The sequence below is a fragment of the Fusibacter sp. QWL-12 genome (assembly GCF_058683495.1).
The window spans coordinates 3065671-3090147 of sequence record NZ_CM178745.1 but is presented as its reverse complement, the minus strand read 5'-3'; the positions used below and the strand labels follow the sequence as shown (position 1 = coordinate 3090147).

The 24477-nt window shown below is 36.8% G+C and carries 24 protein-coding genes, 1 pseudogene and 2 riboswitches; of the genes and pseudogenes, 2 read left to right on the top strand and 23 right to left on the bottom strand.

Annotated elements, in window-relative coordinates; genetic code table 11:
• Positions 1-10: 10 nt before the first annotated feature.
• Both hcp and AC4PID_RS14795 read right to left on the bottom strand, forming a co-directional pair.
• Positions 11-1639, bottom strand: coding sequence for a hydroxylamine reductase (hcp, locus tag AC4PID_RS14800; protein WP_492132752.1), 1629 nt, complete (start codon positions 1637-1639; stop codon positions 11-13).
• Between the two features lie 21 nt (positions 1640-1660).
• Positions 1661-1975, bottom strand: a complete 315-nt coding sequence (locus AC4PID_RS14795; RefSeq protein WP_492132751.1) for a cupin domain-containing protein — start codon at positions 1973-1975, stop codon at positions 1661-1663.
• A 91-nt stretch (positions 1976-2066) separates the two neighbouring features.
• Here AC4PID_RS14795 and AC4PID_RS14790 point away from each other — a divergent pair, with 91 nt between their 5' ends.
• Positions 2067-2729, top strand: a complete 663-nt coding sequence (locus AC4PID_RS14790) for a Crp/Fnr family transcriptional regulator (RefSeq protein ID WP_492132750.1) — start codon at positions 2067-2069, stop codon at positions 2727-2729.
• Between the two features lie 8 nt (positions 2730-2737).
• On the opposite strand, the gene AC4PID_RS14785 is transcribed toward AC4PID_RS14790, so the two are convergent.
• The 4 genes from AC4PID_RS14785 to AC4PID_RS14770 are packed head-to-tail and all read right to left on the bottom strand — an operon-like array spanning position 2738 to position 4830.
• Complete coding sequence (locus tag AC4PID_RS14785; RefSeq protein ID WP_492132749.1) at positions 2738-2983, bottom strand: hypothetical protein; 246 nt, start codon at positions 2981-2983, stop codon at positions 2738-2740.
• On the bottom strand, positions 2980-3612 hold the full coding sequence (locus AC4PID_RS14780; RefSeq protein ID WP_492132748.1) for a 4Fe-4S binding protein: 633 nt from the start codon (positions 3610-3612) through the stop codon (positions 2980-2982). The genes AC4PID_RS14785 and AC4PID_RS14780 overlap by 4 nt, the downstream gene beginning before the upstream one ends.
• A 1-nt stretch (position 3613) precedes the next feature.
• Positions 3614-4351, bottom strand: a complete 738-nt coding sequence (locus tag AC4PID_RS14775) for a permease (protein ID WP_492132747.1) — start codon at positions 4349-4351, stop codon at positions 3614-3616.
• A complete protein-coding gene (locus AC4PID_RS14770) occupies positions 4348-4830 on the bottom strand; it encodes a permease (RefSeq protein WP_486724955.1) in 483 nt (160 codons plus the stop codon). The genes AC4PID_RS14775 and AC4PID_RS14770 overlap by 4 nt, the downstream gene beginning before the upstream one ends.
• Before the next feature lie 90 nt (positions 4831-4920).
• On the opposite strand from AC4PID_RS14770, the gene AC4PID_RS14765 reads away from it, so the two are divergent.
• On the top strand, positions 4921-5589 hold the full coding sequence (locus tag AC4PID_RS14765) for a Crp/Fnr family transcriptional regulator (RefSeq protein WP_492132746.1): 669 nt from the start codon (positions 4921-4923) through the stop codon (positions 5587-5589).
• Positions 5590-5599: 10 nt separating this feature from the next.
• Here the strand turns inward: AC4PID_RS14765 and AC4PID_RS14760 are convergent.
• From AC4PID_RS14760 to AC4PID_RS14680, 17 genes and pseudogenes are all read right to left on the bottom strand, one after another.
• Positions 5600-5749 (bottom strand): annotated as a pseudogene (locus AC4PID_RS14760) (DNA adenine methylase); the annotation flags it as partial.
• Between the two features lie 15 nt (positions 5750-5764).
• On the bottom strand, positions 5765-6028 hold the full coding sequence (locus tag AC4PID_RS14755) for a hypothetical protein (protein ID WP_492132745.1): 264 nt from the start codon (positions 6026-6028) through the stop codon (positions 5765-5767).
• Between the two features lie 301 nt (positions 6029-6329).
• On the bottom strand, positions 6330-7529 hold the full coding sequence (locus AC4PID_RS14750) for an IS110 family RNA-guided transposase (RefSeq protein WP_492132732.1): 1200 nt from the start codon (positions 7527-7529) through the stop codon (positions 6330-6332).
• A 336-nt stretch (positions 7530-7865) separates the two neighbouring features.
• Positions 7866-8153, bottom strand: coding sequence for a DUF4314 domain-containing protein (locus AC4PID_RS14745; RefSeq protein WP_213236927.1), 288 nt, complete (start codon positions 8151-8153; stop codon positions 7866-7868).
• Between the two features lie 169 nt (positions 8154-8322).
• The gene (locus tag AC4PID_RS14740; RefSeq protein ID WP_213236926.1) at positions 8323-9012 is read right to left on the bottom strand and encodes a hypothetical protein; all 690 of its coding nucleotides are present in this window, start codon (positions 9010-9012) and stop codon (positions 8323-8325) included.
• A gap of 46 nt (positions 9013-9058) precedes the next feature.
• Positions 9059-13123, bottom strand: coding sequence for an S-layer homology domain-containing protein (locus AC4PID_RS14735; RefSeq protein WP_459840817.1), 4065 nt, complete (start codon positions 13121-13123; stop codon positions 9059-9061).
• Positions 13124-13623: 500 nt separating this feature from the next.
• A complete protein-coding gene (locus AC4PID_RS14730; protein WP_213236925.1) occupies positions 13624-14415 on the bottom strand; it encodes a transglutaminase-like domain-containing protein in 792 nt (263 codons plus the stop codon).
• 12 nt (positions 14416-14427) lie between these two features.
• Positions 14428-14507: riboswitch (cyclic di-GMP riboswitch) on the bottom strand.
• 59 nt (positions 14508-14566) lie between these two features.
• Positions 14567-14647, bottom strand: a riboswitch (cyclic di-GMP riboswitch).
• 166 nt (positions 14648-14813) lie between these two features.
• Positions 14814-15395 carry a methyltransferase family protein gene (locus AC4PID_RS14725; RefSeq protein WP_213236924.1) on the bottom strand — a complete coding sequence of 194 codons (582 nt, stop codon included), beginning with the start codon at positions 15393-15395 and terminating at the stop codon, positions 14814-14816.
• 27 nt (positions 15396-15422) lie between these two features.
• The gene (locus tag AC4PID_RS14720; RefSeq protein ID WP_213236923.1) at positions 15423-17822 is read right to left on the bottom strand and encodes a heavy metal translocating P-type ATPase; all 2400 of its coding nucleotides are present in this window, start codon (positions 17820-17822) and stop codon (positions 15423-15425) included.
• On the bottom strand, positions 17815-18201 hold the full coding sequence (locus AC4PID_RS14715; protein WP_425513872.1) for an ArsR/SmtB family transcription factor: 387 nt from the start codon (positions 18199-18201) through the stop codon (positions 17815-17817). Before AC4PID_RS14715 ends, AC4PID_RS14720 begins: the two co-directional genes overlap by 8 nt.
• A 496-nt stretch (positions 18202-18697) precedes the next feature.
• Complete coding sequence (locus AC4PID_RS14710; RefSeq protein WP_213236922.1) at positions 18698-18865, bottom strand: hypothetical protein; 168 nt, start codon at positions 18863-18865, stop codon at positions 18698-18700.
• 140 nt (positions 18866-19005) lie between these two features.
• Complete coding sequence (locus AC4PID_RS14705) at positions 19006-19269, bottom strand: (2Fe-2S)-binding protein (protein WP_213236921.1); 264 nt, start codon at positions 19267-19269, stop codon at positions 19006-19008.
• 364 nt (positions 19270-19633) lie between these two features.
• Positions 19634-20155: an HAD family hydrolase gene (locus AC4PID_RS14700; protein WP_492132744.1), complete on the bottom strand. Its 522-nt coding sequence runs from the start codon at positions 20153-20155 to the stop codon at positions 19634-19636.
• Complete coding sequence (locus AC4PID_RS14695) at positions 20152-21096, bottom strand: DNA-processing protein DprA (RefSeq protein WP_492132743.1); 945 nt, start codon at positions 21094-21096, stop codon at positions 20152-20154. The genes AC4PID_RS14700 and AC4PID_RS14695 overlap by 4 nt, the downstream gene beginning before the upstream one ends.
• Positions 21096-21716 (bottom strand): hypothetical protein, encoded by a 621-nt coding sequence (locus AC4PID_RS14690; protein ID WP_492132742.1) that lies wholly within the window; start codon positions 21714-21716, stop codon positions 21096-21098. The genes AC4PID_RS14695 and AC4PID_RS14690 overlap by 1 nt, the downstream gene beginning before the upstream one ends.
• 65 nt (positions 21717-21781) lie before the next feature.
• The gene (locus tag AC4PID_RS14685; RefSeq protein WP_492132741.1) at positions 21782-22879 is read right to left on the bottom strand and encodes a hypothetical protein; all 1098 of its coding nucleotides are present in this window, start codon (positions 22877-22879) and stop codon (positions 21782-21784) included.
• Positions 22880-22885: 6 nt separating this feature from the next.
• On the bottom strand, positions 22886-24469 hold the full coding sequence (locus tag AC4PID_RS14680; RefSeq protein WP_492132740.1) for a hypothetical protein: 1584 nt from the start codon (positions 24467-24469) through the stop codon (positions 22886-22888).
• Positions 24470-24477 lie beyond the last annotated feature (8 nt).

Here is a 24477-nt window from a genome sequence, read left to right as displayed (position 1 = left end):
CTCTTTAAAATTAAGCCATGAAAAGTTTAATATCGTCTTCTGCAGTACCAATGCCTGCAATGCCAAATGTCTCAACTAGGACTTTAGCAACGTTTGGTGATAAGAAACCTGGAAGCGTTGGTCCAAGGTGAATATTCTTCACGCCAAGGTATAAAAGTGCTAGAAGTACAATGACAGCCTTTTGCTCATACCAAGCAATGTTATAAGCAATTGGAAGTTCATTCACATCTTCTAACCCGAATATTTCTTTAAGTTTAAGGGCAATGATAGCTAACGAGTAGGAATCATTACACTGTCCAGCATCAAGAACTCTTGGAATGCCACCAATATCTCCAAGTGGCAACTTATTGTATCTGTACTTCGCACATCCTGCGGTAAGAATAACTGTATCTTTAGGGAGTTTTTCAGCAAATTCAGTGTAATACTCTCTAGACTTCATTCTGCCATCACAGCCCGCCATAACAAAGAACTTTTTAATGGCACCTGTTTTAACGGCATCTACTACTTTGTCAGCTAAAGCAAATACTTGTTCGTGTGCAAAACCACCAACAATTGATCCTGTCTCGATTTCAGTTGGAGAAGGACATTTCTTTGCCATCTCAATAACAGCTGAGAAGTCTTTCTTACCCTTCTCGTCTGCAACGATATGCATACATCCTGGGAAGCCAGAAGCTCCTGATGTGAAAATTCTATTCCTAATTTCATCTGTTCTTGGTGGTACAATACAGTTCGTTGTAAATAGAATCGGTCCATTGAATGGGCCAAACTCATCTACTTGACGCCACCAAGAACCACCATAGTTACCAGCGAAGTTTTCATACTTTTTGAAGAACGGATAGTAATGAGCAGGTAACATTTCGCTATGTGTATAGATATCAACGCCTGTTCCTTGAGTTTGCTCCAATAATTGTTCGAGATCTGTAAGGTCATGACCAGAAATCAGGATTGCAGGATTTTTTCTAACGCCAATATTGACGCTTGTGATTTCAGGATTACCGTATTTTGAAGTATTTGCTTCATCAAGAAGTGCCATTGCTGAAACACCAAACTGACCTGTTTTAAGGGTTAATGCAACCAGTTGATCTGCAGTCAATGAATTATCTAAAGTTGCTGCAAGTGCCTCATAAATAAATGCATTGATTTCTGTATTTTCTTTCCCAATATTAAGGGCATGATGGGTATATGCTGCCATACCTTTAAGTCCATAAATGATAAGTTCTCTTAATGATCTCACGTCTTCATTTTCAGTAGCAAGTACACCAACTGTTGATGCTTTTTCAAGCATTGAAGCTCGATCTGTAACTGTAAATAGACCTGCATCACCCAATTGAACACCAGAAGTTTTTTGTCTCAGTGCATCTCTTAAACGAATCATGTTTAGAATTTGCTTTTCAATAGCGGCTTCATCAAAATTCGCGTTTGTAATGGTAATAAAAAGACTCTTAAGTACTTCATGATTGACTTCACTTAGTGTGTTCACATCTAGTTTCCCTTTTGTGACCACTTCAGAAACACCCTTACATGCGTAAATGAGAAGATCTTGAAGCTTTGCAACTTCTTCGTTTTTTCCGCAAACACCTTTGACTGTACAGCCGGTATTTTTTGCAGTTTCTTGACATTGGTAACAGAACATGCTCATGATAATCCTCCTTATTTTGTTCTAATTTTGAGGGGCCGGTGCTTTCACCACAATGAGTTCTAACACTTCAGCATCTAAATTTTTAACATTCATTTTGATGTTAAAAGGTATTTTAAGAACTGTGCCTGCCTCATATAGACAAACGTCTTGTTCACCTAACCCAATTGACAATTTACCTCTTAAAACGGTCATGTAAACGGTAGAGTTTGAAAAGTGTTCAGGTAGTCCCTCATTCTGATTAAATATCATGTGAATGTAATGGACATTCTCGTCCTGAATTACTTTTTCCACTAAGCGATCATTTCCCATTGTAATTTTATATACTTGTTCAATCATTTTAATCACCTTTCCTTTAATCATTGGTTATAGTATACTTTATTTGGTATATCAAAACTGTAACAGCAGTTACACTTTTTCAGGAGGTCATATGCTTCTAGATGTAAATCTATTGTTAAATAACCCGCTATTTAAAGACATGGACTTGAAGACGCTATTAGAATTAATCGATTTTGATCACTGTATTATGGGAAACTATAAAAAAGGAACACTCATTGTACAGGAAGGTGATCCGTGCAGTTCCATCGGATTTGTTCTTTCTGGCGTTTTAGCCATACAACAACTCACACCTTCCGGTGAACTTCTAACCGTTAAGATGTTTAACGCCAATGATGCTTTCGGAACTGCTCTCTATAGTTCAAAGGAGCCAAAGTATCCATTTACTTTGATGACTATGAAAAACAGCAAGGTACTTTATCTGCCTTTTGAACAAGTCCGCAGTCTATTAAAAGCTAATCCAATATTCAATGATAACTTTATAACCTTTTTATCATCAAGGGTTCTAAGTTTTAAAGAAAAACTACAAATGCTTCAATACAAGGACGTTCGCTCAAGGCTAATGCTCTACTTGTCAAACGAGTTCAAAATCAATGGCTTACAAACATTCAAACTTCAGCACTCGAAATCAGCGATTGCCGATATCATCGGCGTTGCCAGACCCTCTGTTTCCCGGGAACTAAAAAATATGGCCGATGATCATCTCATTCATACTTCTGGCCAAATGATCACGCTTTTAAAACCGGAGCTATTTTGATTCAGCTACTATTTTGAGGCGTTTTCTCCTACATTTGATGAAATAATCAACTGATCACCATCTTCATTTTGAGTGATTTGGGAAGTTTTCAAATCTTCTCTGTTTTGAGTTGCTTCTGGTGTTCTTTCTGAACTCCCCTGATTCATAAGTGCCATTGCTTCTGCCTTAAGCCGGCTCATTTCAGGACGATTATTTTCACTTCTAGCTTGCATATAAGCATTTTGAATTGCTTTAATTTCGGGTGTAATTTTCATTTCAGCCCACCAGTGTAATGAATCGCATTTTTAGGACACACCATAGTGCACGTTTGACATTGGTGACAGGTTGACGGATCAATTTGCGCTACCTTAGTTAAGTGATCTACACTTATGGCTTTAGATGGACAAACCGTTTCGCATTTTTTACAACCAATACACCGGTCTGATTCAACTTTTGTTGAAAACTTAGCCCACCTACCCGTTAGACTTAATAATGCACCATATGGACAGATGTGATTGTGGAAAACCCATTCTTCATATCTCAACGTTACTAAGATAGATACTGCCATCAATAGGATTAAAATTGGCACCTCTTGATGGAATACTTTTTTTGATAAAACCATCGTGCCAATCATTAATAACAACACAATCCAAGGCAGGTATTTACTTTGAAGTACTTGCGGAACTGACTTTGTTCGCCAATTTAGTTTTTTAGAAAGTTTCTCCGTTGCTCCCATAACCGTATTCATTGGACAAATGTAACCACAATAGAATCTCCCCAAAATTGTAGTCCCAATTAAACTGATTAGAAACAACCCTAACCATATGAACATATTTCCTTTTGCAATAATGAAAAAGAAAATGAATAAGAATGCAAACTGAATTAACTTCCTGTATTTTTTCATTTTATAATGCACCCCCAATTGCATTAATGGTAATCGCTTGAGTTGGACATTTACTCACGATTTTAAGAATCATTGTCATATTACCCGAATTCACATTTTCTAAGCGGGCATATGCTTTCTGATCAATAAGTTCATAAACCTCAGGTATCATTTTCACACAGATGCCACATCCAACACAATAATCTTGGTTAACAGTGACTATCGGTTTTGAGTGATCTGTTACATCATTGCCCATTTCTTTTTTACTGATCATTTTACCCATGAGCCAAGCCATGATGAGAATTGCAGCTACAGTCAAAACCCAACGAATACTCATGAAAGTAACGCCTAGAAATTTTGCCTCATTTGCCAGCATTGGTACTTTTATAACCGCCCATGAGCTTAAGATAATGACGATATTAGCTACACTTGCACCTTTAGTCATTAACATTTTACTGATAGGAAAGGCTGCATAAATCGGACCTGCCGATATACTCCCTAATACAAGAGACAATAGATTACCTAAAAGTCCAGATTTTTCACCAAAGTGTTTGATAATCAATTCTTTTGGAACAAGTGCCTCAATGACCACCGTTAGTAAAAAAATAACAGGTAACACTTCAAACATTTCTATCAAATAGTAAATACTATTTTTAATGGCTGTTGTAGCTTTATCCGGCATCAAGGCAAATAGAATTAGGTAAATTACTGCAACAATTACTAGTAACCTATTTTTCTTAATCATCGTTTTTACCATCATAGCAACACCCCCATAGCCGCAGCAATGATAAGTGCCATGACAAAACTAAGTACATTTCTGATCAAGGCGAATTTAAATCCAAATTCTTTCTTTTCAAGTGGAAAAGTCACTATTCCCACCATTGTGAGTGTGGTTAAGAAAGCAACTGCAGGAACAATACTCGCTCCTACATCCACAAATGATCCTACCAGTGGAAAAGCAACAAAAGCAGGTATTAAGGTTACGCTTCCAGCAACTGCTGCTACAAGAGTCGCCAGTGTTGTATTTTCTGAACCTAAAACACTTTTTATAGACTCGGGTGGTATAAAGGTCAATACAATTCCAATAATGAAAATAATTGCGATTATTTCTCCAAGCATATTTCCCATCATACCTTTTGATTTTTTCATTGCTTCAAAGGTCTTCTTCTTGCTTTTGACTAGTGATAGACCAGTTAAAGCAATTGAAATGCCCCAAAATGACAGTGTAAATACATCCATTTAAAAATCTCCTTCCCATTCGTTTAGACAAAGTATATACTATAGTCAAAAAGAGTGGCGTTACCTCGGTAACTCCAGAAAGGATATTTAATGAATTTGCCAACAAACATTTTTAACGATTTTTCACTTTTGAAGACTATACCCGAAAGTTATTGGGAACAGAACCTTAATGCCAATAAGCATATTCAAGTAAACAAATATTCACAAGGCGAAATCATACATTTTGATGGTGATTTCTGTAGTTCAATTGACGTTATTTTGAATGGACAAGTTGTCATAGAACGGATTGATGATGCCGGAAATTTGATGAGGATTACCGAGTTTTCCCCCGACGATATTCTTGGGGGCAATTTATTATTTTCTAAAAATCCTTGCTATCCAATGATGGTTACTGCTAAAACAGAGGTAATGTTGCTCAGCATCGCCAAGAATCTCGTTTTTGATTTTTGTGCAACAAATAAAGATTTCTTAAAAGTATACTTAGAATATATTTCCGATCATTCACTATTACTGGGTGACAAACTTAAACATTATGTGAATCGTTCTATTCGCGAAAGTATCATCGCTTATTTAAAAAGCGAATATAAAATACAGAAGTGTCAGACGCTACAACTTCGCTTAACAAAAAAAGAACTTGCTGATCGTATTGGGGTGCAACGCACTTCGCTGTCACGGGAATTACAGAAGATGAAGAATGAAGGACTTGTTGAATATGATAAGTCCAGTATTTCTATACTTGTTCAGAGTATACTTTTATAAATTTGAACATATTATTGTACACTTCAAAATCATTGCCGGGTGGTTTATGGAAAAGCACCCATCCCCCACCGCCAAACACTTCAATATACCTTTCATAATAGAGCGGAATGAGTGAAACAATCAGTTCCCTCATGGATTTCTTTCCGCCAATCCAACTCATAAAACTATTAATACATCATCCCTCCTTCACGCACACAAACCAGATTTGAAACTGCTTGTTGCTGTTCGAATCCGGAAAGAGAGACAGTGACCTAACAAGTCCATCCTTGGCTTCAGCAATTTTTTCTATGCGACTGTTTAGTTGCCTGATGCTTCCCAAAACTTCATTTCTATTCGCAGCATAATAATAACCGCCATCATCACTGCAAATCGTATGTCCTTCGCATCTGAGTGCGTTGACGATGTCTCTGATTTTCCGACCACTCATTTGAAATTTCATTTCCAAGCACTTACTTTGCACAGCCTTACCTTCTCCTGTGTGACTTCTTTTCAAATACCTTAAGAACTTTTCATTGATATTTACATGTTCCCCCTCCTCGCCTCCTTTTTCCGGTGGGGTGAGCTTTTTTAAGCAATAAAACCTGCTAAGAAAAATCAAGAAGAACTTTTGAATTCTCAGTCAAGTTTTCGATGCAATAAAAAAACACCATCTTCGAAAAGATGATGTTTTAAGCACGACAAATAGGCTAACTGATTACCTGAAGTTAGCCTGCTTTTTATTGAAATTGCTTTTATAAATGTTATTGCAGTTCCATAACCCTCGCATAATAAATGCGTAAGAACTTGTTTAAAGCTGCAATTTTAGCTACCTTTTTTGCCTTTCCTTCTGCTTCCTTTTTCAACATATACTGATATACTGCGGCATCATTCACAGGCTGTATTGCTTTTAAGCATTTCATGACTTCATAACCAGTTTTTCTAAGTAATGATGATCCACGTTTGGATATCTTTCTCCTTGTGCCTACGAAATTACCAGATTCAAAAGGTGGAGAATCTAACCCCGCATAGGCGACTAATGCACTTCCATTGTGAAATTTTCTAACGTCTCCTATTTCCGCAATTAGTCTTGGTGCCAGGACATCGCCGACACCACTCATCGCTCTAACGGTCTCATATTCTTTTAAAGTACTTGCCGTGACCTGCAGCTGTGTTAAAATATTTTGTAGAGTCTTGTTGATTTCACCAAGCACTCTGACTGCTTCTAGCACGAGCATTTTCGTCGATGGTGTGCTAGAAGAGAGCGTTGGAATACCACTGCTGGCAATGGCGTAGATTTTTCTCGCCTTGGATTCACTGGCGTGGTATTTCTTCTTTTTAGCCCATTCTTGATAGCTCTTAATAAAGTCTTCCTCGCTTAATTTTGTGATGTTGTCGTAATGCCAATAATGCTCAACGAAATCACTGAGTTTGTCTCTTGTTGGATAATCAGATCGTTTCCCTGAAAGTAATTTTTTTATGCCAGGCATCGTTCTGTCCAATATGCCGTTAAGAGACAACTTGCTGTCTATCTTCATTCGAATATAATGAGAATACTGCCTTCCGAGAAATTTGAGTTCTTCATAAACTTCTTCGCTAGGTTCATGCCTTCGTAGATGAAACCAATTATCGAGACCATAATTTGCAATCCTCACAGAATCAATCTTATCCGTTTTGCCTTTCCTAATAGCTGTTGAGGCGTATTTTTTCATCACGAGTGGATTGATGATGCTAACGAAGATTTTCTTCTCTGTAAAAACGCTTAACAGCGGTAGATGATAGGCTCCCGTTGCTTCTAATACTACTCTTACCTCGTTGCCAAGCTTTAATATGGTATCTGCTAACTTTGATACCGCTTCTTCTGTGTGAACGATTTCTGTTGGTGATAAAAGGACTTCACCATATGGCTTTAAAATGCAAACCATGCTTTTTTCTTTTGATACATCGATTCCAACGCTTATCATAACAACCTCCATGAGTTATTGTAATTGCAATCCATCTGCACTCATTGCCCATTCAGTTTGGTTAGTTACACGAACGCTATCTGGTTCAACCTGCTTAATCGAATGCTCACAATAAGAGATGGCTGACAGTTTTTATTGACGGATGCAAGGATCCAAAAAAGCCCACGCCAGACCAATTACCCTCTCATTGTAAAAAAATAAGTGCAAACGCTCAACATCACTAAGAATGTCTTGCATTTACACTTTTATCGTACCAAAAAAGCACGGTTTACTTTCCGTACATATATGCCTTGAATTATTCAATTAATTTGCTTGTAGCAGTTTTTGTTCTTGTCTTTACATATTCAATCCTCCCATGCCTTGCTTTTGATCATTGTCCATTGTTTCCTCAGCAGGTTTTGAGATTACCTTGAACTGATCTTCCCCGGGGACGATGCCCAAAGTTCTTCCGTTATCCCATTTCATATGAAGAGTGCCTGCATCGTCAACGATTTCAACAGTTCCTTGTATACCAGACTCAACAGGTGCATATGGATCATCCATCTGGATAAGTTCTATCCTAGTGCCTACAGGATACTGCTCCTTGATTCTTTCAACTTCGTTTCGAGATTTAAAACCATGCATATACCTATCCCTCCATTGTCTGTACATTCTGTTACTCCAAGCTCTTCAGCGGTCTTCAGAGACCAATTCTCATGATCTCATAAGCTAACCCGCTTTCTAGTTTGAGCCAATAAAAAAGAACTACCTTCTATTTTATTGAGACAGTCATCTCGGTAAGAAAGTAACTCTTCTAGTCATTTAGGTTTAGCACTAGTAATCCATATTTTGAAATGAGTATTGCATTGATAATCGCTTTAAAAGCCCTATCACCGATTAACGTCTTGTCTGCAATCTCATCCAGTTTGATGTACTCTCTACCCATGCAAATGGTTCTGGCGGTTTGATAGAGAGCATATCCTTCAGTATTAATTCCACTAAGCTGCATCTTTTTAAATTCAAAACTGTCTAAATAAACATGATCTTTTGCAACGCTCCACAACTTATCATCCGCAGTAAGCAAAAACAATGTGGCAAGGTAAAACGAATTTCTATCTTTAGTGGATACACCTTGCAACCTGCACACTGAATAAAATCTCGAACGCTGAATTTCATTTAAAAATATTTCCCCATCATAATTTCTGGCTAAATTGATAAGTCTTTCATTGAGTCGAATTGACCTATGATTTTTAAAACAAGTGAAAGTGATGTCTTTATAGCTGTCAAATCCTAATCGATTTATTTCATTAATCACATTTCCAATTTCACTTATTTGGGAGCTACTCTCCTCATACAAGCATGGCTGACATTTCGATGCCTCTTTCCCCCTATTAATACCATGCATAACAATCATTCCGCTTTTCCTTGGCATAAAATTGGGCACTAGCATCATCAATTGTTCCAGCTCCCCAAGCTCTGTACCGTACATATATAATTTTGACATTGGTTATCTACCTCTCTTTCAAGTTTTGTTATTTAAATCTGAATCGTTATTGAAAATAGAAGCTTACTGAATAGGTGATATTTGATTTGTTGTACATGCAATCGTGATTGGTGTAGTAATAAAACTCCAATTTGCTGTAAACACTCGGCGACAGAGTTCTACTGAATGTAATGCCATTTGTAGTCGTTGCATAGTCAAGTTGATCCCACTGTCCAGCTAAAACGTTATATCCACGTACTCTTCCATAATCTTGACCACTATGTCCGCTAACCGGTGGCACTGTAAAGGTATAGTTTGTAATGGTCGCACCTGCAATCCCCTGTTCAAGAATAACGGATTCAGGACCGTTTAGCGTCATACCACCGCCACTATTAGGATCAGCAACAAAGAATACGATAGCTGCCCATGGCGATTCTGCTCCAGTAGAATCTACTGCTTTGACGCGAACAACATTTTTACCCAGTGGATAAGCTGTGCTTGTTTGTGAAGGTCGTCCCTCCCAAACATATGTGATGGCATCACCATCAGGATCGCTGCTCGATGCTGTAATGGTTATTGGTACACCGGGAGCGACACTGTTTCCGTCTGGTGTACGTGTAATCACTGGTGTAGTAGGTACAGAGTTTGTAACTGTAAAAGTGATGTTTGTCCATTCTGAATATAGACCCCATTTATCCTTTGCTCTAACCTTTACAGTATGAGTTCCTACAGGATAATAATTGTCTGCCGTACTGCCTGAATACTCAAGTGTGAATGCATCTGAGTCTGGATCAGTTGCTGTGGCTGAAATATTGACCTTTAGCTTAGAGTTCAGTGCAGTTCTTGTTACAACAGCACTAGCGATTGGCTTGTTAGGTGCTGTGTTTGTTATGGCGATGCTCTTGGAAAAACTGAATTCTCTACCGGTGCTATCAATAGTACTAGCTTTTATAACATAGTTGCCGGTTTTGTTTATGACAATGCTACCGCCACTATTTGATAATGTTCCAGAATAATTCTCTGGATTGCTATCTTGAGATAGAGACCAATTAAGATTCCTACCCTCAAGTCCAGATAAGGACTGCATAGAAACGTTTATGCTATCACCAACGTGAACAGTCTGTGGAGCTGAGAAACTAAAACTTGCTACCGGCTTGACTGTCGCAGTATTAGATGTGAAAGTAAATTTCCTACCATTAACATCTGTCACCTCAGCAACCAGCTTAATAGAGATTGTTTTATCTGTAGTGACTGTAAAGCTGCCTCCATTTTCACCTAGCGAGCCTGTTACACATTGTGCATATGGCTTTTCCTCACCACCATCAACAGAAATTAGCCATTCAATGTCCATACCATCAAGTTCTGAACCAAGTGCTGTAGCGGTAATGGCATCACCACTGTAACTGATTGGTGTCAGTGAAGTGCTCATGCTAGGGATTGGGTAAACCGTAAACCTACCACTATTTACATAACTTCGACCAGAAGTATCTGCCATTGTTAGGGTTAGTTCATACTGGCCCTTTGAAGGGAATGTTAGGTTGCCACCTTGTTTGTTTAATTCACCAGTTGCAAAATTGGAATAAGGTTCAGAGCCACCGTCATCCTTTATAATAGTCCATTCTGTAATGAGGTTATCAATATAAGTACCGGTAACACTGATTGCCCCCATCTCACTTACATACCAAGTCTCTGGCACAGAAAGTGAAATCTCCGGAACTGGATAGACTGTAGTTGATGCTGTATAAGAAAATACTCTTCCCAGAGCATCTGTCATTGAGGAAGTAAGTGTATATTCTCCAGTCTGAGTAAAACGAATTTGTCCACCATAGGCATTAATGGCTCCATCAATAACGTCAGATAAATTTACTAACTCACCATCCTTCATGATTGACCAATTCACCGGAAGTACATTGTTATTTCCTCTTGTTCTAAGATCTAAGGTACGGTCGAGATGTGTCGTTTCCGGAAGTTCAAATGAAATGTTCGGCACTGGCAGAACCTCAATCTTACCACCGTTTTCAAATAGGAATACTCGACCTGTTTCATCAGTAATGCGAGCAATCAATTCGTAAGTTCCAGCATGTTTAAAACTTATAGAACCACCATTATTATCAAGCGTTCCATTAACATACGTTCCAAAATCTTGGAATCCAAAACCATTCTCAAGTAACCACTGAACATTAAGGCCATCCATCTCTGAGGTTTCAGGAACCACTTGGACTACAGTATCTGTGTGAGCCGTTTTAGGCAAAGTATACGAGATGCTCGGGACTGGATACACTTTGACTGGAGCTGAGTAACTGTAACTTCTTTCTGCCTTATCAGTGAAGGATGCTTTAAGAACATACTCTCCTTTATTTACAAAGCTGATGAAGCCTCCCTCATCAGCAAGTTCACCTTGAATTGCATTTTTAACTTCAACTGTTTCACCATCTTTGGATAGTGACCACTGAATTGATGCATCTCCGAGATTTTCAAATCGGGTTTCTACGTGGATTGTCTTATCTGTATGCGTAATTTCAGGTGCATAAAATCCAACAGAACCAATGGGATAGATTGTTATGCTATGTGAAACTTCAAATGTTCTATTGGTTTCATCGATTAATTTTCCAATGAGCATATACACGCCCTTATCCTTGAAACGAATATTTCCACCTTCATTGGTTAGCTTACCTTCGAGCTCATTTGAAAGTTCAACTGCCTCGCCATTCTTCAGTAGGATCCAATCAACGTTCATGTTATTTGCTTCAATTAGGACCGTTGAAAGATTAAGTTCCTTATCCGTATGAGACACGGATGGAAGGTTAAATGAAATTCCCGCAACAGGATAAACTTTTGTGGATTCCGTATGTGAAAATATACGGCCAGTAGCGTCCTTAATCCATGCAGTTAGGGTATATTCCCCCTTGTTCCTGAAAACAAAGGTTCCACCTTCATTTCCAAGTTCACCGTCAAAGATGTCAGCTATTTTTGCTACTTCACCATCTTTTATCGCTGACCACTCGATGTTGTTTCCATATAGATTTTCTAACGAGTATGTGATGGTTGTTGATTTATCAGTGTGCGTTGTTTCAGGCATATCAAAGTTCATATTGATAACTGGGTATACTTTGATTTGCATGGATAGTACAGTTTCTTTTCCTCTGGCATTTTTAGCGGTGGCTGTCAAAGTATATTGACCGTACTCCATAAACTTAACGGTGCCACCCTCCAGTCCAAGTGCGCCTGTAACAGCATCTTTCATCTCAATAGACTTTTCAGAGCCATCTACATCAGTTTTAGACAGTGTCCAAGTATAGCTATTCATGTATTTCCACATAGGCATCACTTCAATTTCATTGTCTGTGTGGACTACTTCGGGTAATTCAAACTTCACCTCTGCTGTAGGATGATAAGAATCTCTATCAGATTTATCGTGAGAACTTCCACCACTAGAGTCTGGAGTTGGTGTTATAGGTGGCATGTTCTCTTCTGGATTTGTCGTTGGGTCTGTGGGAGTTTCAGGTTCAGTCGGTTTAATTGGTTCTGGTGTTGTCGTATCAGGCGTTTGTGATGGTATTGTAGGCTTTTCTTCAATCGGCTTTTGATTAATACTCTCTGTCATCTCCTCCGCTTCGCTTTTGGTCGCCTGATCATTTGGCCTGATTTTATCATCCTCCTCATCTCCAATGATTCCATTCTCTCGACCAATGATTACAAAGCCTTTGTCTTCATCTTTGATGACTTCTTGATCCTTATAGCCACTGTGCCCTTGAGTGTTCATTGCCTCATCTTCCAAACCTTTAATTTTCACTAGAAGCTTGATAATTTCAGCACGGGTAATTGGCTCATCGGGTTTGAAAGCATCTGGATAGTCTGCTAGATCAAAGATTCCTGCATCTACTAAAGCCTCAATGTATTTCTCTGCCCAATGATCATCGATGTCTGAAAAACTTGGTGGTTCTTTTTCTGAATTTGAGATATCAAGCGAAATCTCATTTGCTAGAATCGCAGCGTATTCGCCACGTGTGATAATTTCGTCCTTTCCTATAAAACTTTCCGGATGAAGTCGGTAAGCAATATAGATTCCACTACATAGCAGAATCAAGAAGGCGAGTGCAACAATACCAATGCGTTTTTCTTTCTGTCTCATAAATTTTCCATCCTTTCGTTTAATTTTTGATATGAAAAAACCGGAATCAACTATTTGACCCCGGCTTCAAATCCATTTTAAATTCATATAACTTTGATTCTTACATAAGCTAAATAAACAATTGGCTTGTTTATGAATGACTCTTTTTCACAGATTTTTAAAATAAAAAAAGAGGCATAGCTTATTGGTCATTATAGTTGACCTTAAACAATTGCCTCATAACTTTTCAAATATTAATTCGACTATTCAATTCAAATCAAATTCAAAGCATTCACGCTTTTCTGCTAATGTGAGCTCTATCAATATACTTTCATAAATCTTCATTGTTGTCAAAAATCAAATCCCTAATTCAGAAATCTGCATAATTGACTTTTGGGGCCCGACAAGTAATAATATGAATTTATTGAATCAAATTTGTTTCCGATAGCTCATCCATTTACGATTTTCAGAGACTAATAAACACGACAATGACTTCTTAAAAATCAAAATCGAAGATTATATCAGTACATTTTAGATGCCTTGTAATCAGTAAATGATTTAAACATTTTTGTACTCAAATTTGCTTGAACATATGCAGAGTCAACTGTAGTATCTATTATTTTCCATTCGTCATCGACATATACTTCATTCCATGCGTGATAGATGTCTTTCGTTGGAATTGAATAACCCTTTATCAATTTTGTTGGAATACCAACACTTCTAAGCATCGCAGCTACAATTGAAGCGTAATCATAACAAATACCTGTATTTGTGATATAAGTAGACTCGATATCTGGAAAATAACCACTTTTAACATTTTTTGCTTTTGTATAATCATACTTAATATTTTGATTTACATAATTATATATTGCTTTAACTTTATCGATGTCATTTTTTAATCCTTTTGTTAATGCTTTGGCTTTGACGATAGGTAATGAAGTATCATCAAACTCTATGTCTTGTATAGATGCTAGAAATACATTATTGTTGTTTTCTAATTCTAATGTAACATCAATTCTGGATAACTCTTTATAACTGTTGCCGGTTGTATTTTGCATAATTCTAACGAGATAGTTGCCATTTCCCAATTGAAGTGGAAATTGATTGATATCTGTATCAGTAATTGGATAAGAGTATCGTACACCATCTTTTTCAACTAATAACAGCATTTTAGCACCGTCTACATCATCAAGCTGAACTCTTACTAATCCATTATCAGTATCAGCTTGGAGCGCTTGTGTTGAAGCATATGATTGTATTGAACTTCCAACTAAAATCATTAAAACCATTAAAATGCTTATTATTTTTTTCATAATAACTCTCCTTTCGGTAGCACGGCTGCCTCTTTTTAAAAGGCCCTATGGCTTTGCGTCCCATCATTACTAATGGTTTGCTATTATCGTTGAGAGTTACTCATCACAATATGGACTTATTGAAGTTTTCAAAAAACAGAAAATCTTCTCATTCGGTGGCTAGGCTGCCATTCATTCGAAAGGCCCTATAGCTTTGCGTCCCACCGTTTCCAATGGTTTGCCATTATCGTGAAAAGAGTATCTCTTCACTGTTACTTTTATTTAATATAATTTTATAATAGCACATTATCCGTAATTGTCAAACCAATTCATGCTTACTAACCTATAAACCAAATAATTAAAATCCCTGAATTGAATTGTCGATTCATAGCGTTCAGGGATTTTAATAAGTTTATTCTTTATAAATATCTACCAACATCATTTTTATACTTTATATAATCACCTTTAAATTTTTCTTCAAGATACGATTCTTCTTTCAATATCAAATTGTGCAAACTAAATCCAGCAACTATACCTATCAACAACAATCCAAAATCTCCAAAAGTAATTGCCGTTCCTAAAAACATAGTATCAAAGGCAACGTAAGCAGGATTTCTAGAAAATTTGTAAATCCCACTTGTCACTAGTTTAGCAGTGCTATTGTGATCAATACCTACTCGCCACGACTTGTTCATAACAATAACGGATATGAAAAACAAGATTGCTCCAAGTGCATTCAATGCCACACCAATGTACCTAAGTGGCATATTCATCAACAATGGTGCATAAATCGAAATTCCGAAAATATTCAAAATCCAAATTGCAATCCAAGTATATACAGACCATTTAACCAGTCTTTCAACTCTGCTCAAATTTCGTTCTTTTCCCTTATCACCTAATGAATTGGCGAGGATTTTATCCCTATACTTTAAAAGCAACAATTTCGCAATGTACACACTACCAAAAAGAAGCAGACACCCACTTGATATTACATTTAGCATGTTACCTCCTGAAACTCAACAATGCGTTTATTGAGTTTTCGAATTAAGTACTCTCATAGCATTGAAAACAGCTAGAACAGCAACACCAACATCTGCAAATACAGCTTCCCACATTGTGGCTAGTCCGCCAGCGCCAAGAACCAGTACAATTCCTTTAACTGCGAAAGCAAATATAATATTCTGCCACACAATGGTCTTCGTTCGTTTTGCAATGCGTATTGCACTTGCAATTTTTGATGGTTCATCCGTCATGATTACGACATCCGCAGCTTCAATTGCAGCATCAGAACCAATCCCACCCATTGCTATACCAATATCTGCCCGTGTTAAAACTGGGGCATCATTTATACCGTCACCTACAAACACCAATTTACCTTTTCTACCCTCTCGGCCTTCCAGCATTTCAAGCTTTTCAACCTTCTGATGTGGCAAAAGTTCTGAATATACTTCATCTAATCCAAGTTGTTGACCTATTTTTTCACCAATTGCTTTATTGTCACCTGTCAACATTACAAGTTTCTTAACGCCTAATTTTCTTAACTCTTGAATTGCTCGCTTTGAATCTTCCTTGATCTCATCAGAAATAACAATAAATCCTGAGTACTTTTGATCGATAACCATATGAATAATCGTACCAACTTCGTCCTTCGTACGACCTTCATCAAAGGATATATTCTCCTTTTTCATCAGTTTGAGATTCCCAGCCAGTACGGTTTTCCCTTTAACTTTCGCTTGAATACCATATCCAGAAATTTCATCGTACTCTTCAATCATGCTCTTATCAACATTATTCTTATAGGCTTTCAAAATTGATTGAGCTATTGGATGATTTGAATAGCTTTCAGTGTAGGCTGCGTATTCAAGAAGTTCTTCATCGGATAATTGATTTGTTAAGTTCACAATTTTTGTTACCTTAAAAACGCCTTTAGTTAAAGTTCCTGTTTTATCAAAAACAACTGTATCAACATTGTTCAAGGCTTCAAGGTAGTTACTCCCTTTCATCAAAATGCCTGCTTTTGATGCACCGCCAATACCACCAAAGAAACCTAACGGAATTGATATTACTAATGCACAAGGACATGACACTACAAGGAACACAAGTGCTCTATAAATCCATTCGCTAAAAGTTGCTCCCGGAATCATTAGTGGTGGAATTATAGCCAGTGCAAGAGCGATAAAAACAACGGCTGGTGTGTAGTATCTAGCAAATTTTGTGATGAAGTTCTCGGTAGGCGCTTTTCTACTGCTTGCATTTTGAACCAAATCAAGAATTTTAGAAACCGTTGATTCTCCAAATTCTTTCGTCACTAAAACTGTCAAAAGTCCGTTTTTATTAATTGTTCCAGAAAGAATATCATCTCCCGTTTCTACTTCTCTAGGAACCGATTCACCAGTGATTGCTGAAGTGTCCAACATAGAAGTTCCAGAAAGTACTTTGCCATCTAGTGGAACCTTTTCTCCCGGTTTTACAATAATAGTATCTCCAACTGCTACATCTTCAGGAGAAACCTTCTCGACATTATCACCAATTTTGAGATTTGCAAAGTCAGGTCGAATATCCATTAAAGCAGTTATTGACCTTCTTGAATGATTTACAGCCATACTTTGGAAAAATTCTCCCACTTGGTAAAAGAGCATTACTGCAACACCCTCTGGATATTCTCCAATAGCAAATGCGCCTATGGTTGCTACACCCATCAGAAAGTTTTCATCGAAAACCTGTCCTCTTGATATATTTCTCAAAGCTTTTAGAACGACACTTCCACCAACTAAAAGATAACTTGTTAAAAAAACTACCAATTCAATCATTGGTGAGAAATTCATCAGTAGACCTACTAAGAACAAAACAAAACCTGAGCCGAGACGGATTATCTCTACTTTATTGATACCATCTTCTTCATGTCCACTTTCTTCATGTCTGTTGTCTTCACTGACTTCTTTTTTCTTGTGCACTTCCATATCAACCACTTTAATTCCTGACTCAATTCTTACGGCTATTTTTGTTGCTTCTTCAACAATTCTTGGTAGTTCTCGTTTATGTCTTACTTCTATAATGAGTTTTTTTGAAACAAAATCCACTGTTGCATTCACAACCCCATCGATATTTTTTACTTCTTTTTCAATCTTAGAGGCACAATTTGCACATCCTAAACCCATAAGCATCAAAATCTTTTTTTCTGCTTTAGTAATAACTTTCTCTTTAACAACTACATCTGGCTCCAGTTTTGCAACAATGGCAGTGGTATCATTCATCACTTGATCGATATCACCAGTCTGCAAAACTTCAATCGTCAGTGTTTTGGTTGCAAAGTTCATTGAAGATAAAGTAACATGTTCTAGTTTACTCACTCTATCCTCAATCTTAGTTGCGCAATTTGCGCAATCTAAGCCTTCCAGTATCAGTTCTTTCTTGATTGTGCTACTCATTTAAAGCCCTCCCTTTATTGTTTTCATTAACATGAATTAAGCCTTGATCAATTATTCTCTTTACATGCTCATCATCTAAAGAGTAGAAGACTACTTTACCATCTTTCCTATTCTTCACTATTCTTGCTTGTTTTAAGACTCTTAATTGATGAGATATCGCAGACTGAGTCATGTTTAATAAATATGCGATATCACATACGCACATTTCTTCTTCAAATAATGCAGATAAAATGTTAATTCTGGTTGTATCCCCAAAGATCTTAAATAATTCTGCTAAATCATTCATATCTGTGTACTGAGGCATCTTCAATTTTACCTTCTTCACCACATCTTCATGAAGCACATTACAGTCACATCGCTCTGCTTCGAAATCTTTGATCACTATGCCACCTCTTGTTCGTATGATTATATGTTCAAACGTTCATATATTATAATTTCATTTTACCATTTATATTAAAAATGTCAACATATATGAATGCACACTCATATATCATTTTACCTTTCTATATTTATATACTTTACATAACAAGCTCACTACTTCGTTTTGGTAAAAATTGGGAATAAGAAGAGCTGTTAGGTACTCAAGTTACTGAAGAACTGAGTCATTGTTTTTAATTCAACGTGACCATTTTCAGCTTTCTGATTTTGGGCATAAAAGGCCGCTTGATTCACTGCATATTGCAGTTTTTCAAGTGACCCATTGGGTTATAGTAAAAAAAATGTACGGTTTAATTGCCATACTATACGCTTAAGCCATTGATTATTCAATTAATTAAATTTTAGCTGGATTAATATTACTTGTTCAGAACTCCCATCGTTTATGTTTGCTTAACAATTCCAACATTAATCAAGATATCCAGTATCTGATTTAACGCTTACTTGGTTAATAAGTTAGGCAGTGACTTTAATACTTGATGTGTATCTTCCTTTACAAATCCGCGGACTACAACCATACCGCTTCCTCTTGGTACAAAATTTGGAACTAGCATCATCAACTGCTCTAGTTCCTGTAATCCAGAATCATACATAAGAAATTTAGCCATCTCTTTTTCCTCACTTTCTGTTTTTGGACATAAAAAAGGCAGAGTCTATAGATCATTTTAGTTGATCTAAAAACTCTGCCTCGCCTTTCAAATTATCATTTATTGATTATTTAAGTTCAATAAATTTCACTCATTACAATCTATAATTTTGTATTTTCCATATGTTTATTGAAAACATAAACTATATCAGAATAACAACATACCCCTTTTGGATTATTGACTGCGCAATTGCTGTTCTTCATAGCGCCAGTCTTATCAATCACGTCTTTTACAGTTAATGCTCCATTTTCAATTGCTTCTATAATATCTTGTTCAGTTACATGGTTGCAATAGCAAACATATTCACCAATTACAGGATCCTTACTATCAGTACTGCAACAAGAGCAACATTTTTCTTCACTCATCCATTGTCCTCCTTCAAACTTTTTAATTTCTTATTTCATATGCTTCTAAGCTCTTATTATACTCTCAACTCATAAAATCCGCTATGTCATCTATATTTTAGCCCTTTTTCCGGGGTCAAAAAACGTCATTTTTTCGTCTGTTTTTTGCCCAAATTTTAGACCAAAACCACTATATGTTGTGGTCAACATCTACTTTTTCTCACCTGAACCACTACGCGTCATCAGAATTATCGCTTCCACGTGCCTTGAGTAGACAAAAATGATGTCGTGCGAACCCACTGGTTCCTTGGCGGAGGGTTATTTTTCTCGAAAAACTCCAATAACTACTTCTATAATACCTTTATCCTGCTATTGTTCCGTTGAATCATACAGATATTACATTCAGGTTTAACTGTTGCAAATCTTGAATTACTCTCTGATTATCTTCGTAAAAAATTAAGTGTTCAAACCCACATTCAAGTATTTCACAGATTTTCTCTATATCCTTAACCACTTCAAGTTTACTGCTGAATAAGACTTTCTTAAATCGGTTGTAAATTTTGTAGTGCTCTAGAATTGCAAATACTCTAGCCTCATCAGCGCTTGTCCATAAAATACATAATTCAACATTTTGATCTTGTAAAACTTGAACTACAGATGTATTTGGCGAAGTCCTCTTCAAGTTATTCATGAAGTACTTTTGCTTCAATTCAATGATTTCATTTTTTTGAAAGCTATTAAGTTCTGGATATTTGCTCAAAATAACATCTCGAGTTATCCTTTTACAATCATTAATTGTTGCTAACCCTAGTTTTTTCAATGCATAATTGTAAGAATCATTGTTTAATGAATCTGTATATACTAGCGTATTATCAAGATCAAATATATATCTCTTCATTATTCTCATAATAGTGTCAACTGTTCATAAACATAAGAATCCGCATCTGAAGATAAATTCGGATTCACTAATGAATTAATAAGATCAATTGAACTCGGTATCAAAATCTTCACTTGATCCGCGCCTTTGCTATTTACAAAATCCTTATTTAAAGCAAACCGCTTATTATCTTCATCTGTCTTGCTATTATACATTGCATATCTTTCTATTTCATACTTCCTTGCGGCTTCCATTGCATGTCGCGAACCACTATCTCCTTCTCCCTTCCTATAGCTAGCTACCAGAATAATTGCTTTAGAAAACATTGCTTGTAATCGGTCTCTTTCAATAAATCGATTTATTGCTTCATGTTTTGAACCAGCATCTTTATAATACTCCGAAATCAGCAGTCCGCCTTTTTTGACAATCTCTTCTGCAAAATCTCGATTTTCGGCGGGATATACTTTACCTAACTGGGATGGTAAAATTGCAATTGTCTTTCCATTTGTCTCTATGCTAGTTTTATGAGCAATTGTATCGCAGCCGATTGCTAATCCACTTACTATTACTAAATCATTTTTAACTAGCCTTCTAACTATATCAGTCTCTCTTTTAATAATATCTTCATCAGGATCTGTCAGGCCAATAACAGCAACATTCTTATTTAAATCACACAGCAATGATAAGTCGCCTCTATAAAATAACAAATATGGTTTGTCTCCATTATTTTTAACCTTTCGGTTAATGAATGGAAACTCATCATCGTAAGCACAAATGATTCCTTCTTCGCTATCTATTGAATCAAGTTCGCTTGACATTTTTTCGGATGCCTTAATAACTCTTTCATCATTCAATACTTCCTTATTAAACTTTTCTCTATCTGCATAGTTTGCCCAAAATTGTGCATTTGTTTTCACTATCCCACACTCTTTTGCGGCAAGTACCCTTAATGCAATATCTGAATATTTCATTAGTTCCTCCTCGTGTACCCAATTGAATAAAATATTACTTTATTCGCACCATTATCAAGTAATGCTTGGATACAATCTTCATCTATATTAACGTTTCTCGTATAAATGTCATCGATAAGAATAATATTCTGATTCATTATTCTACTTTTGTCTATTTGACAAGTTGCAACCGTGATGCCAGGATATGGTTCATCACCATCATTTGGAATACCAGTTGCAGTACGCAGATGGGTTGTACGAGTGTTTACTACTCGTTTAATACAATCCGTTCCATCAATTACGCCATGAATATTATTAGCAGCAATTCTAATTGCTTCTCTTAACATTAGCTGTGAATTCGAGAATGATTTCAACGACTTCGCTCTTGGCACTCCAATGAGCATGCAATTTGACCAACTACTGTCTGCTAAAATTTCCGGAATATCCTCTATCAAGATTTCTATAACCTTGTCCCTTGCTTCAACTAAATTTCTATGTGGCTCTGAATCGAAGGTATTTTTCAAGGTATTCAGAAAATCAGGGTTACCCGGTTGCCTAAATCCAGTATAGAGCTGATGATAATATCCAGGTATACTCCTATTTAAATAACCATTTCTATCAATGATGAATTCGTTGATCATGATATCCCCCTTTAATGCAAGTATTGCTTTGATTAAATTGAATTATTCTAAATACCGCTCACAAATCATAGGAAACAGGCAATTATAGCAATTGCAGTCGAAAAACCTGCTAGTCCCAATGTAATTCTTAATAAAGTGCTATTTGCTTTTGTTTCCAACGCAAGTTTTAGTTGGTTTATTTCATCTTGCATAATATTCATTTTTAGTTCTTGTTCTTTTATCTTTTCATCATGAATTCTGTCGTTTTCAGCTTGGGTTTCCAATAGCTTTTCAAACTTCTTATCAGTTTCTGCATGTATTTTTAATTGTTCAGCATGCATTAGATCTACGTCTTCCTGCACCTTCAATTTTTCAAGTAGCTTTTTATCATTCTCTACTTGTAGTCTTATCTGCTCTACTTGTAGTCTTATCTGCTCTTCATGTAGCTTGTCTATTTCAGCCTGTGCTTGCAGTTGTTCACTATGTAACCTATCCAGTTCAGCTTGAGCCTGCAGTTGTTCTTCTAATCGCTTACTTGCTTCTTCCTGTAATTTCAGTTGTTCACCAAGCAACTTATCCGTATCCGAATGTGTTTTTAACTGATTAGTGATTTCTTGAGTTTTATTCTTATGGTCTCTTAACATTTCTTCATGCGTCTTAACACGCTTGGAAAGGTTCTCTTGCTTTTTGAGTATATCTTCTTGATCCTTTAACTGCTTTACAACAGAAATCAATTCTTGTCTTGCTAGTTCCGATAATTCCTCTTCAGTGGCACCTTTTAATTTCATTTCTAGTTCACGCACAACAAATCTATTGCTAGCAATATTACTAACTCCTAAGCCAAATAAGTATTTCGTTATTTCAGCCAATTTAGTCTGGAATTCAAATGATATCTTTTGTGCTTCAGCTCCAGATTGAACTGCTTCAGCAAGGTCAATACCTGCAGATTGCAACTCTTCAATAGCCACTTTTTTCTTAAACATTCCTGCAGATTTACCTTTTGCTGCATCGGCGGAATCTTTTGCTTTTTCAGCAGCATCCATTGCCTTTTTTACGCTTTGATCCAGCTCATTTAATTTATTTATTTGACTTGAAATGATTGCTGGTAAATCTTTCTCTTCAATGCCATTAATGCCTGACTCGAGTATGTCATCTGGACCTAAAACCAATATCTCATTTTCCATGTCCTATTACCCCCATGTTAAAACATCATTAATTTCATCTATCAAACCTGAATTTTTCTTCTCAATTTCATTTCTATACTCGCCAATTTTTCTCATTGACTCCCGATTGTCTTTCCATGACTCAAGAAAAATTACAGATGTTTGCTGCATCATTTCCATCGCTTCATTTATTGTTTTTTCTGTCTGTTCAGCTGCTACCCACGAATCTGCTTGCAGGTAGTATACTTTTGCATTCATCAAGTGCAGTTGTTCGCTAAATATAGCGATTCTCTCATTTCTCATTTTTTCTCGTTTCACACCCATTGCAGCATCTGTTCCAACTGCTATTGCAAATCGACCAACCCCAACAAAATTAACTCGCAGCAAAAATTCCTTAGCAAAAACAGCCGTATTCCCTCCAGAATTAATTGCTCCACGTATTGCTGCATCAGCCATATCAACAAGAGTAAAGGTGCCTGTTGCTATAGTCAACATACGCACAACCGTGCGGTTCTTTGCGGGTTTAACTATATTCCAGTCAATATTTTTCAATTCGCTAAATTGCTTTATATCTTTTTCCTTAATCTCTTCAGTTAGTCTACGGATAAAATAAAAGCTGCGAACTATACACTCATTTAATATGACTGGGAGTGCTTGCCTCCCAAGTTCATAAGCTACACCAAGTTCTGCCCGAAAATCAAACTTCATCATCTGTGCTGATTCTTTAATGATTTTACCGTTCTCATCTCGTTCGGCAAGTAACGTTCCATTAAACAACTTCGAAATCCACAATGAAAACTCTTTAACACCATCTTCATTCTTGAAATTATTAAAGATTGGCAATGCCGAAAGTTCCTTCAAAAGAGAAAGTATAGGGCCTGGCAAACCGGTACCAGCTCCCGGGTTAGAACTTGAACCTGCGATATCACTGATCATATGGAAAAACCAAAATACTGTACCAAACAAAAACTTTTGCGGAATATCCTCTCCGATTAGTAACTTATTTTCAACTTCGACAATCATAAACATACCATTTTTATCAGTACCATAAGACTTACCGCTAAACTGGGTGAGCATAGAGAATAAAAGTCCAATTGGCGTGGGATGATGTGCAAAATCGCGGAGGTGATGCTGTAGTCCGCCACCAAACTTGTCTGTAACACTATCACTTGGTGCTCCAAACTTATTCTCAAGATGTCTTATAGCACCTTCAAGATCATCTCCAGCATAGCCATTCTTTTTCGCAACATTCTTAACAAAACCATTTACTTTTTCGTCGCTCCAATCATTGCCACGTTCGAAGCTAAACTCACCCACCCAGAATGAATCAATCAAACCTGCCAATATCCCGCTACCAACTGCGACCATATAGTCAATACCATCTGCACTATTAGATAATCTTTCAATCTCTTTATTCAATTCACCCAAGCGTTTGTAGTTTGAATTAAGAGAAGCATTTACTGCATCAACATGCTTAGAAATTTCGTTTGACCTAACGTCAGTTTTACTATTTTTTACTGCCGCAACATCTAGCTCAATTTCAAAATCTACCTCGAAGTCGTTATCTATAATCTTCATTTCTGGAAAACTAAGAACTCTGATATCTTCCATTTTTAGCA